This window comes from Rhodopirellula maiorica SM1 (assembly GCF_000346295.1).
Classification (GTDB): domain Bacteria; phylum Planctomycetota; class Planctomycetia; order Pirellulales; family Pirellulaceae; genus Novipirellula; species Novipirellula maiorica.
Window position 1 is genome coordinate 1 of record NZ_ANOG01000546.1, and the last position, 11,081, is coordinate 11,081.

The following is an 11,081-nucleotide window of genomic DNA, read 5'->3' on the forward strand; positions in this document are numbered from 1 at the left end:
TGCGGCGAACGAGTGCTCGCGTATCGATCCCGGTTAGCCCGAGGATGTTGTGTTTTTGCAGGTACGATTGTAAATCGCCCTCGGCGCGATAGTTACTGAAGATTCGACTGTCCGAGCGAACAATGAAACCGGACAGCGACGGTGAATCGTGTTCGACGTCAATGGAATTGACGCCATAATTTCCGATCTCGGGATACGTCATCGTGACAATTTGACCGCGATAACTTGGATCGGTCAAAATTTCTTGGTAGCCAGTCATCGCCGTATTGAAGACGACTTCCCCAGCCACCTCTCCTTCGGCACCAAACGCGTATCCTTCGTAAACGGTACCATCTTCGAGCGCAAGTTTCGCTGGTTTGGGCATATCAGATGCTGATGTGTTTTTGGTTAAGGGAACAAAATTCCGATAGCCTTAGAATAAACACCTTTTGCAATTTTGACGAGGCGGGGTGCGTCGTTGACTCGCTAACTTGCACGTCAACAACCGCAAATGGGCGCCAACGGGGGGACACCTAGCATCGGCCAAAAATTTACTGTCGTGGTGGACGAGGCAACGATGATGCCACTTGAAGTTTGTCCGATGCTTCTCTTCAACGCGTTCCAGTTGATTTGCAGCCGGTTTTGCCGCCCCCCAACGAAAAAGCCGCAATCCAAAGATTGCGGCTTACGATGACTTCTGAGTACGACGGCCCGTTTGCGACGGGATTCCTAAGTACGACGGCCCTTCCGGGCCGTCACCAATGCCCATAACCGCACGGTCTAAGGCGAACGTTTTACTCGCCTCAACCGGACGGCTCGCGTCGTGCCGCTACGATAGTAGATGACATTCTCGCGCCGCTCCGCACAAAAACATGACCCGCTTGGCGTCAACGCAGCCGGCCTTTGCTTACCACCAAACTTTGCGATCGACGCTCAAGTGTCAATCAGATCTTCGGGCGACAAGATCGGCACCTTGTTCTCTTCGACCTCTTGCTTTTCACGCCAAGGCTTGTTGTTGCGATAGCTTTCGAGTTCTTCTTTGAGCTGTTCAAGCTGCTCGTTTTCCTCTTCTTCGCCCAGTTCGACTGCCTTGCTGCTCCATTCGATAGCTTTTTCGAAGTCGCCGTTTTCGGCGTAGCCGGCGGCCAGCGTGCTGAGGATATGAGCCTCTTTGAACTCGGTCAATTCAGCGGCACGTTTGCCATGCTTGATCGCTCGCTCTCCGTCTCGCAACTCGTCGTCGGGCGAAGTGGCCAGAACCCATGCCAAGTTATTAAGGATGCCTGGCAGTTCAATGCTGTCTTCGTCGGCGACTTTTGCCGCTCGTTCATAATCAGCAACGGCGTCGGCATGTTCGCCAACACTGAGCAACGCGTCGGCACGGGATCGCAGCACGGCTGCGTTTTTAGGGTCACGGTCCAAGACGGCCGACAGTGTTTCGATCGCTTGTCGAGGCCGCTCGTCTTGCAGGTACAGATTTGCAAGTTGCAATTGACGCACGATGCTGGTGGGATCGCGGTCGACCAACGTTTTCATATCGCTGATCGCATCGGCCATCCGGCCTTCTTCGACCGCGATCAAAACACGCACGACGATGGTTTGTTCAGCATCCGCGATTTGCGGGGCAATTCCCATCGCCGATTTTAGGTCTCGTTTGGCGGCGCGAATGTCACCACGCGAAAGTGCGATCTCCGCTCGCTGCAGCAACGAAATAGGGTCCTTGGGCTGCATCGCGAGTGCCTTGTTCAAATCGGCAAACGCTTCGTCTTCTTTGCCTTGCATGCGGTACAGAATCGCGCGCATCCGATACATACCTTCGCTTGGTTTTGCTTCGAGCGTTTTGGTGATTAGATCCACCGCATCGTCGACTCGCTCGGCATCGAGCAACTGTTGCACTGCGGCTTGGGCGACCACCTGATTTCCAGGATCGACGGCCAAGATTTTCTCGAGATCCGACATCGCGCCATCCACGTCATCGTTTTGCATCCGCAAACCGGCTCGGGCCTGCAATGCTTCGATGTTGGTGGAATCGGCTTCGATGGCCGAATTCAAATCGGCCATCTTCTTTTCGTCGTCTTCTTGAGCGACCGCACGCAAAACGTACGCTCGGCTCTGCTGAATCGGCTCGTCCTGAAGCAGTTCAATGGCCTTGGACGTCGCTTCGGTCATCTCCTCACGATTGCCTTCGGGCAGCAAGTTCAGTTGAGCGATCATCAAATACGCTTCGACAATCGTTTCATCGCTCTTGGTTGCTTTGCGCAGGTATTCGAGTGCTTCATCGCGAATCTGCAACATCCGGCGACCGCGAACTCGCTGCATCAGTGTCACCAAATGTTGGCTTCGCTGGACCAGGACGCTGGCCAGCATTTTTTCGGCAAACGATTTGTTTTCTTCGTTTAGTCCTTTCGCCAGTGCCGATTCGAGCAAGGTTGTGACGGCAGCGAGCTCTTCAGGCGTATCCGCATCGATACGTTTGATCACTGCATCGTCGAATTCCGCTTGGCCTGCTCCGACGGTGGATTCGCTCTCCGTCGCTTCGGATTTCCCACCGCTGCCACTTTTGCCTTGTGTGGCCGTGATGTCGTCCGCCACGGCCAATTCTTGTGCCACCACCGTTTGGTTGGCATCCCCTAGTGTATGCGTCAAGCTGACGAGAGTTACAAGGATCGCAATCCCAACTCGTTGCTGAAAAACCATCTATCGCAAATCCATTATCCGAGGCTGATCGATGGTGAAGAAAAGCTCTTCACCTTGGGCCATTATGACGTGATTTGCTCGTCCCGCGAAGACAGAGTCCGCCTGCAGCTAAAGAAATCTTTAGAATTGCCGCTGCAGAGGTTGCCGCGTCTGCGGACGATCGAATGATGCTGCACCGCCGTGCACTGGTCGGTGATCGTCGGTGGGGTGCGGAGGATGATTTCGAGGTTAGACCCCGACGTGTTCGTCGCGAAGGGCGTTAATTTCGTTTCTTAACTGCTCATTCTCGTTTTTGAGCGAGTTCAGTTGCACCAAAACGACGTTGAAATCGTCTGCGGCCGATAACCAAAAATCGCCCGTGCGAAATTTAATGGCCTTGATCGATTCACCGCGTGCCAACCCAGACAATGCGGTTCGTAGCCGGTACATCGGTCCAGCGAATCGGTTGCTCATGACCAGCGTGTCCCGCAAAAACACGGGCAATAGCACAAACATAACCACCACAATCGGCGTTTGAGCTTGGATCGCAGATTGGACGGCGTCCCAGAAGGGTTGGTCAATGACTGCGGCAAAAACGCGGACGCAGACGTTGATCGAGACCAAACACATCAAAAAAATCGCCCAGTGGGCCGCCACGCGAGCGGCGATCGACCATTGGACCTTGGGATCGACAAGGAATCGAGTTCGCTTGGACATGATGTTTGTCGCTTATCGGGAACGCGGGACGAAATAAAGAGCAAACCGCTGCCGGAAAACTCCGTAGGTTTCCCTCAATAGGGCGAAACACTCCCCCCAACTGTTTTGTGGAACCTTTTTTAATCTAGCACGCAATATTGATTGATCCTCGCGATTACCACTTTTCCCCCAGCCAACCCCCTTTTCATGCCGGGTAAATCCCGCAAGGTCGTCCTGATCGTTAGGACCCACGCCAGAAGTGGGGAATCGCAACTCCACCGTGATGCACGGTCAAACGTTGGTGACGGATGATCCGATTACCCCAGTAGCAGCAATCGTCCGCAATCTTGCAATGAATCCGAACGTAGCTTCGGCTCTCCTACCCGTCACGCTGAACGAACGCCGTTGCGTTTCGCAATCCAGGCTCAGCATGGGGCGGGCAAGAGTACCGAATCTACACGTGAGGATCCATTGAGCGAATGACTTTGTAGATGTTGAGCTTTTTGCCGCCAAACACTCAGAACCGAGCGTGCATCCGATGAAAAAACTTGATTCCAAATATCGACCGGTGACTTCCGTCTGGGGCAACGCCCCGAACCGTTTGCGAATCGGGCCGAAATCGATTCTTGCCACGATCTGGGTTTCCGTTGTACTGCTCGGCGGCGGCAATCTGTCCGCAGAGTTGCCCGGCTCATTGCAGCAACTTGGCCGCATCGTGGGTGTAGGCTGGGGCGACGGCTATCACGCTTGCAAATGCTCGGAAGCTTGTCTGTGTGCCGATATGCCGCCACGCCCCTATTGCGAAGGGAATTGTGACGGACAATGTGGTCACGGTAACTGCAGTGCATGCGGAGACGTTCTTTCCTGCGACGCTGTCCCATGTGATTCGAAGTGCGGATTGCCAAAGAAACCTAGTCTTTTTACCCACCGAATCTTGGGCAACGTGAACGAGACCGGATTGGCCCTAAAAGCGGGGGCACTTCCAGCCTGTCGCAACGTCCCCTGCAATGATTTGCATTGCAAAGCCCCCGAGTGCAAGCTGAAACTACAAGGCAATGTCAACGAAACGGGACTTGCCATCAAGGCTGTCGGAGCCGCTCGATACAGCAAACCGCTGTGTGACTTGTCACTGCCTCGCCCCCATTTTCGTACTCCGCTTTTTCGGCAACTGGCTCCTAAACCTACCTGTGATACGACATGCGACGTATCTCACGGACCCGTAAATGAGTTTCCAGCGAATGAGTTTCCAGTAGACCACAGCGGTTCAGGCTACTCCATAGATCCCTCGTTGCCTCACCCCGAGACCGATTCCCCCTTCATCGAAGTTCCAGCGGATTCGGCGATGAATCAAACGCAACCGAAGCCCAAACAGCCTGTCGAAGGGCTTGCAGCTCCCGTGGTTGAACCCGAGACTCGTGTTGCTGTCTCGGTACTGGCGGCTCCCCAACCCAGTCCCGAGCCGGTTGTTGAAACTCGCCGTCCCGTCCGGATCGCGGAAGGCAAGTTCAAGCCAAAATCGACCGCGACGCCTGTGTCGACGAAAGCGGAACCCGCACCGCCGAAACCATCGACGCCTGCGGCCGGATCGCCTCTGCCGACTGTTGCGTCTCCTGTCGTTGCTTCCCCAGTGACCGTATCACCGCCCGCGAAAACGCGGATTGCGATTTCCAATCCGCTGCCAAACAACGTCAAAGTCAATCATTTTGTCGAAGCTGCCGCTGGAGAGTCGGTCCCGACAAAGCCTACGGCTCGCAGCCCACAGCGTTTGCCCGCTGTCCAATAAGTCACTGTCCGCTACTGCAATCGACGCCGCCGATTACGTCGCGGAACGCATCAACGGATTGGTGTCTTAGTGAGCCGCGACGCGTCAGAGGACGTCCGGCTTAGGCCAGAGGCCGCTACATCCCGTGGCCGTAGGGCCACGGGATGTAGCGAATGAGCTGCAAAGGCGGGAGGCCGACACAATGACTGAGTAAATGTGTCGGCCTCCGACCTTAGATTTGCTGCATTGCAAACCGGTGGTTAACACCACCGGCATGAATTGTACCGGCCTCCGGCCTTAAAAAAAGAACGAATGCAAGTTGTTAGAGTCACCCTAAGCCGGACGTTCGCGTGAGCGGCCGGGGCCCACGCGTTAAGAGGGGCCTTGCGACCCACGGCTCACCGTTGCGATTTGAATTCGGATTAAATCGACAAGCCGTTTCGGAATTCCGCCGTACCGAAACTCCGATACATTCAATCGCTTGTTTCTGTATTTGAACCAGAAACGTTCAAACCAGAAACAAGCGATGGGTTCCAGGCATGCTAGGGCATTAGGTGATCAGTAGATTCCCGCCCTGATCGCCTTCTTCGATTTCGCGGCGGACTTCGCGAAGCCCATAGGCACAAAGTTCAAACTGCTCGCTCAATCGATACAGCAGATCACAGGACGGACGGTCTTCGCCCCCTTCGATCTCGGCAGCGATGGCGTAGGCGCGTTTCCCTTGACGGCAATAGTCAACGAAGCCATCGGGAGAGGTTTCGGGCTGTATTTTCCGCAGACTTTCCGGGTACATCCCCGACCAGAACAGCGTGAAGTCCCCGATATGGCGATGCACTTCGCGGCGCGCAATTCCGACGCGACGGTCCGCTTCGACAACCATCTGAAAGACCTCGGTGGCCGGTTTTCCGTTCGAGCGTCGCACGCGGTGCAACGATTCGACACGGACGAATCGCAGTAGCAACTCGCTGAGATAGTCGACCAGCTGGACGTCAGCGACGCCTAACTTCGACAAAAAGATGCACTCACTTAGACCCGCAAAGAAACGCTCGATGGTCGAGTGTTCCGGGGACGGATTCTCGTTCGGACCTGGCTTCATCTTCGCCTCCGCGATATTTAGAGCATCGGAAGGGGACGCGAGGGTTTCGCGACCTGTTTCAACATCTAGTATAGTTAGCCGGCCAGATCAAGAGAAATATATTTATATTGGTGGTAAGGGCAGCGAAACCGCAGTCGTTTCCGCTGCAGGGGCGTCCCCCCTTTTGGGTCGCCGTATAAAAAAACGACCGGCGGATTTCTCCGCCGGTCGCTCTATGATGAAGCGTTGATCTTGCGATCGGGTGACATTAATACATGTCGTGATCGCCGCCGTGACCGCCTGCTTTCTTCGCAGTCGGCTTCTCGGCTACCAACGCGTCGCTTGTCAAAAGCAACGTTGCAACACTGGCGGCATTGCCAAGTGCAGTACGCGTTACCTTGGTTGGGTCGATGACGCCCGCTTTGACGAGGTCTTCGTAGGTGTCGGTGAGGGCGTTGTAGCCTTCGTTGTTCTTCATGCCGACAACCTTCTCACAAACGATCCCGCCGTCTTGGCCGGCGTTTTCCGAGATCATCGTGATCGGGGCACGACACGCGCGAAGAACAATGTTGTAACCGACGATTTGATCTTCGTTCAGATCATCACCAGGCTTAACCTTGCTCGATGCACGCAGCAAAGCCACGCCACCGCCGGGCAGAATGCCTTCTTCGACAGCAGCACGCGTTGCGTGAAGGGCGTCTTCGACGCGAGCCTTCTTCTCTTTCATTTCGCTTTCGGTCGCAGCACCAACGTTGACCTTTGCAACACCGCCAGCCAACTTCGCCAAACGCTCTTCGAGCTTTTCTTTGTCGTAGTCGCTGGTGCTCAATTCGATCTCGCGGCGGATCTGGTCGATACGCGCCTTGATGTCCGAGCTCTTGCCGGCACCTTCGATGATCGTGGTGTTGTCTTTGTCGATGATGACCTTCTTGGCACGGCCAAGTTGTGGCAGGTCAACGCTTTCCAGCTTGACACCCAAAGCTTCGAAGATCGCTTGACCACCGGTCAAAATTGCGATGTCTTCCATCATTGCTTTGCGGCGATCGCCGTAGCCAGGAGCCTTGACAGCGGCAACCGCGAACGTGCCACGCAAACGGTTGATGACCAATGTGGCCAATGCTTCGCCGTCGACGTCTTCGGCGATGATCAACAAAGGCTTGCCTTGTTGAACCACCTTTTCCAACATCGGAACCATGTCCTTGATGTTGCTGATCTTCTTTTCGAAAACCAAGATGTAGGCGTCTTCGAGTACGGCTTCCATTGTTGCCGAATCGGTGACGAAGTAAGGCGACAAGTAGCCGCGATCGAACTGCATCCCTTCGACCCACTCTTGCTCGGTGTGAAGGCTCTTGCCTTCGTCGACGGTGATCACGCCGTCTTTACCCACCTTGCTCATCGCATCGGCAAGCAAGTTTCCGATTTCTCGGTCGTTGTTGCTGGCGATCGTGGCAACGTTTGCCATTGCTTCTTTGTCTTTGACCTTGGTCGCCATCGAGTGCAGTTTTTCGGTCAAATCCGAAACCGCTCGCTCGATACCCGACTTCAGCTGAACAGGATTCACGCCCGCAACAACGGCTTTGAGGCCTTCGTTGAAGATCGCTTCGGCCATCACGGTTGCGGTGGTGGTGCCGTCGCCGGCAACGTCGCTGGTGCGGCTTGCGACTTCGCGAACCATTTGAGCGCCCATGTTCTCATAGACGTCTTCGAGTTCGATTTCCTTAGCCACGGTGACACCGTCTTTGGTGACCGTCGGGCTGCCGAAGCTCTTTTGCAAGATAACGTTGCGGCCCTTAGGACCAAGAGTGACCTTGACGGTGCGAGCCAATTTGGAAACACCGCGGCGGATTGCTTCGCGAGCTTCCTGGTCGTAGGCAATAATCTTTGGCATGGGAGATGTTGTTCCAGTTTTCGAGGGATTGTTTTGTTGTGCCGGTGTTGTGACCGGGGGGATTACTCGATGACAGCCAAGACGTCGTCTTCACGCATCAGTAAGTATTCGACGCCATCGACTTCGATGTTCTCGCCAGCGTAGCTGCTGAACAGAACCTTTTCGTTGGGCTTCAGTTGGCAAGCGGCGCGAGTTCCATCGTCGAGCAATTTGCCGTTGCCGACAGCCACGACGGTGCCGCGAGCTGGTTTTTCTTGAGCCGAATCGGGCAGCACGATGCCGCCAGCAGTCATCTGCTCGCTCTCTTCACGTTGGATCACGATACGTTCGCCGAGGGGTTGCAAGCGAATCTTCGAGTTCTTTTTGGTGGCAGTCGCCATCTCCGTGACACCTTTCGTCTATCAGGACAGAAGTTTGAGTTGTTATTTAGGCAGACCCTTGCCATGCGTCAAAACGAATCGATGCACAAATGGCAGGGAGCCACGACTTGGATCGCTTTGAGAGCAACCCGCGTGCCGATCGTGGCATTTTCGTCTCAAGTCGTTTGCACGGAATGACTTAACGCTAATGAGTCACGCGCCAAAGGAAACGCCAGTTCCAGAATGGCAGCCACAGATGCCCCGTCATCGATGTGGAACCGGTGGCAGGTCCCAGACGCAGCCGCTAGGCGGGATTCATTTCGTATCGCTCATGCGGCCGCCATGGTTTTGACATTCAACCGGTGCTATCCGCCAAACGACCAACAGGATTTCCTCGAATGATATCTGCCGGCTGCTTTGGGGGAGCCTGCCGGTGACTTCCAGGATTGTCGATGCCGCCGTGCTGGGGACCACTTTCGATGAGCGGGACAAAATCTCGAGCAGTTTCACCCCGCCGAAAAGATCGCCTAATCCGCATAAATCGGTTGTTTCGAGATTTTCAAGCGAACCATTCCTAGGAAACACGATTCCCTCTCGTATCAGCCGTTGACGGTAAAGCGAAGGGAAAGTAAATTTCCGTGCATCGACAGACGGTGGGTGTAGCTCAGTTGGTTAGAGCGTTGGATTGTGGTTCCAAATGTCGGGGGTTCGAATCCCCTCACTCACCCTGTTTTTCTTTTTTGTGGCCGCTGCCACAGTGTCGGTTTTGCGAAGATAGCGGCGATGATCGCTTCCGCAAAAATCACGATGTTCTCTCACGTCTCAGCTCACCAAGCTGCCAGCGTCGATCGAGTTCCCGTAGATCGAGTTCCCGTAAACTAAGCAGTTAGGCACGGGGCTTTCAGTATGTTGCCGCTTGGACGCTGGAGGCTTGTTGATTCGTACGATGGACTTCCTCGTCCGTCGAATACACCCATGACGGAGGAGGCTGTCCATCAACTACCCTTGGCCACAGGAAACTTCATTAAATCAACAGATAGTACCTAAGCAGCCAACGGGATTTCATCCAATCACTATCGGCTACCTGCTTAAGATCGAGTGACGATCCACTTCGATTTGGGCCAGTCGGACTGCATTTCTTTGTCCGGCATCAATCGGTTTGAACATCTTTTTGCCCCGCATTTTTTTGTCGGCTCTTCAACATTGCTCAGCTTGCGGATCGATTCGTGTTTATCAGTGGGATAAGTGTTCCAACATTTCCAGTCGTCTGCATCTCTGTTTAGCCTGCCCTTACGCATGTCATAGTCGATGCGCGTTTGGTTCAAATTTTGGAGCGTGAGTCCGCGTCCCCATTCACACTAACGACTCGGCGAAACCGCATCTAAACGGACTTCTGGGACCTACACATTTCATTATTAACCCAGAGGACGCCGAGATTCGCAGAGCGAAGAACGCACGCTTGCCTAAGCAACAGCCAATTTTGGTGGGTGACACATTTCGTTCGCGGGTGAGGGGCGACCGAGCAAGTACAGATGCAAGCGGTTGCGTCGACAGGTGACGAAGTGCAAGCGATCCAAAGACAGCCCCACCCGGATGTTGCTGAAGGCTCCATCCGACCTCCCCGAAAAGTAAAGCTTTGGAGGTGGAAAGTGATGTTGCGTGCAACTGAGCCGGAGGCAAGCCCTCACTCGAGCAATCGCTCAACGCTCTGCTCGACCTTTCCCTAAACTTCATTTAAGAGAGGTGACCCAGGGAAACGCGGGCTGGACGCTGTGGTTCAGCGGGGATAGCGAGGCTGTATGATAGGATAAAGTAACATTCCTTCTCGTCGGTAGCTTCTCTCGTCTGAATCTTTACCATGAACACTCTATCCTTGACCGGTTCGTCGACGCGTTGGTTTCTGCGTGGTACCGCCGTGGGTATGTTGTTGATGGCGGCCGTCAATGCGCTGTCGTATTTTGTCCGCTCAAGCGACTGGAGTAGTCTGGTCGGTAAACCACAATCGCAGGATGAATCGATTGGCTTTCCATTGACGATTTGGGAGGCCGGGAATACTTACGGTGGTCTGTTCGCGGACTATCCCAATATGGGCGTCAATATTCTGGTGGCTGCGGCACTCGGTTCGCTGATCGGCATGGTCGCTGCTCGTCACCGCGATTATTTGAATCAGTTGGTGGGTGATTTGGACGAAGGGGAGAGTGCCACCGCCTCGACTCAGCGGATCCAATTCAGCTTATTTGGGCTGATGGTCGCAACCACCATCGCCGCGGTATTCGCCACGGTAGCGAGCAAGTTGGCTGTACGGCCAGAAACGTTGATTGCCATCTATACGCTTGGCCCGATCACACTCGTCGCCCTGGCGATGCTGCCGCGGCGATTATCGTGGCAGCAACGTGTGGTCATCATTACCCCCGCAGCGTTCTCGCTAATCGCCGTGGCGATCGCGGTGGGGCGGGGACTGGGCATGGAATTTGACAAAGTCCTGATGGGCATCTTCCTCAGTTGGACGCCGCAAAGTGCGATCGCAGCGATCACGCTGACCAGCTACCTGTTGGTTCAGCAGTCAAGGGAAGTGAGGAGTGAGGAGTGAGGAGTTGGGAGTTGGGAGTTGGGAGTTGGGAGTTGGGAGTTGGGAGTCCAGCTCCC

8 protein-coding genes and 1 tRNA gene are annotated in these 11,081 nt (G+C 54.6%); 3 read left to right on the forward strand and 6 right to left on the reverse strand.

From position 1 onward, the window contains the following. From RMSM_RS17520 to RMSM_RS17530, 3 genes are all read right to left on the reverse strand, one after another. The coding region (locus tag RMSM_RS17520) for a carbamoyl-phosphate synthase domain-containing protein (RefSeq protein WP_008699019.1) at positions 1-364 on the reverse strand (364 nt) is incomplete at its 3' end. A 548-nt stretch (positions 365-912) separates the two neighbouring features. After that, a complete protein-coding gene (locus RMSM_RS17525) occupies positions 913-2,676 on the reverse strand; it encodes a tetratricopeptide repeat protein (protein WP_008699022.1) in 1,764 nt (587 codons plus the stop codon). Positions 2,677-2,904: 228 nt separating this feature from the next. Then, positions 2,905-3,372: a hypothetical protein gene (locus RMSM_RS17530; RefSeq protein ID WP_008699023.1), complete on the reverse strand. Its 468-nt coding sequence runs from the start codon at positions 3,370-3,372 to the stop codon at positions 2,905-2,907. Positions 3,373-3,889: 517 nt separating this feature from the next. Between RMSM_RS17530 and RMSM_RS17535 the strand changes: the two genes are divergently transcribed. After that, positions 3,890-5,134, forward strand: coding sequence for a hypothetical protein (locus RMSM_RS17535; RefSeq protein WP_040767748.1), 1,245 nt, complete (start codon positions 3,890-3,892; stop codon positions 5,132-5,134). A gap of 529 nt (positions 5,135-5,663) precedes the next feature. Here the strand turns inward: RMSM_RS17535 and RMSM_RS17540 are convergent. The 3 genes from RMSM_RS17540 to RMSM_RS17550 form a co-directional block, all read right to left on the reverse strand. Continuing rightward, complete coding sequence (locus RMSM_RS17540) at positions 5,664-6,209, reverse strand: hypothetical protein (protein WP_008699027.1); 546 nt, start codon at positions 6,207-6,209, stop codon at positions 5,664-5,666. A 247-nt stretch (positions 6,210-6,456) separates the two neighbouring features. Next, positions 6,457-8,076 carry a chaperonin GroEL gene (groL, locus tag RMSM_RS17545; protein ID WP_008699029.1) on the reverse strand — a complete coding sequence of 540 codons (1,620 nt, stop codon included), beginning with the start codon at positions 8,074-8,076 and terminating at the stop codon, positions 6,457-6,459. A 62-nt stretch (positions 8,077-8,138) separates the two neighbouring features. Continuing rightward, positions 8,139-8,456 carry a co-chaperone GroES gene (locus tag RMSM_RS17550; protein WP_008699031.1) on the reverse strand — a complete coding sequence of 106 codons (318 nt, stop codon included), beginning with the start codon at positions 8,454-8,456 and terminating at the stop codon, positions 8,139-8,141. Between the two features lie 632 nt (positions 8,457-9,088). On the opposite strand from RMSM_RS17550, the gene RMSM_RS17560 reads away from it, so the two are divergent. Beyond that, a tRNA-His gene (locus RMSM_RS17560) sits at positions 9,089-9,162 on the forward strand. Between the two features lie 1,131 nt (positions 9,163-10,293). Continuing rightward, positions 10,294-11,025 (forward strand): hypothetical protein, encoded by a 732-nt coding sequence (locus RMSM_RS17570; RefSeq protein WP_008699037.1) that lies wholly within the window; start codon positions 10,294-10,296, stop codon positions 11,023-11,025. The last annotated feature ends 56 nt before the right edge of the window (positions 11,026-11,081 follow it).

What these genes read in the sequence shown, in the direction of transcription:
- RMSM_RS17525 (WP_008699022.1), bottom strand. Translation starts at nt 2,676, where the DNA reads ATGGTTTTTCAGCAACGAGTTGGGATTGCGATCCTTGTAACTCTCGTC.
- RMSM_RS17530 (WP_008699023.1), bottom strand. Translation starts at nt 3,372, where the DNA reads ATGTCCAAGCGAACTCGATTCCTTGTCGATCCCAAGGTCCAATGGTCG.
- RMSM_RS17535 (WP_040767748.1), top strand. Translation starts at nt 3,890, where the DNA reads ATGAAAAAACTTGATTCCAAATATCGACCGGTGACTTCCGTCTGGGGC.
- RMSM_RS17540 (WP_008699027.1), bottom strand. Translation starts at nt 6,209, where the DNA reads ATGAAGCCAGGTCCGAACGAGAATCCGTCCCCGGAACACTCGACCATC.
- groL (WP_008699029.1), bottom strand. Translation starts at nt 8,076, where the DNA reads ATGCCAAAGATTATTGCCTACGACCAGGAAGCTCGCGAAGCAATCCGC.
- RMSM_RS17550 (WP_008699031.1), bottom strand. Translation starts at nt 8,456, where the DNA reads ATGGCGACTGCCACCAAAAAGAACTCGAAGATTCGCTTGCAACCCCTC.
- RMSM_RS17570 (WP_008699037.1), top strand. Translation starts at nt 10,294, where the DNA reads ATGAACACTCTATCCTTGACCGGTTCGTCGACGCGTTGGTTTCTGCGT.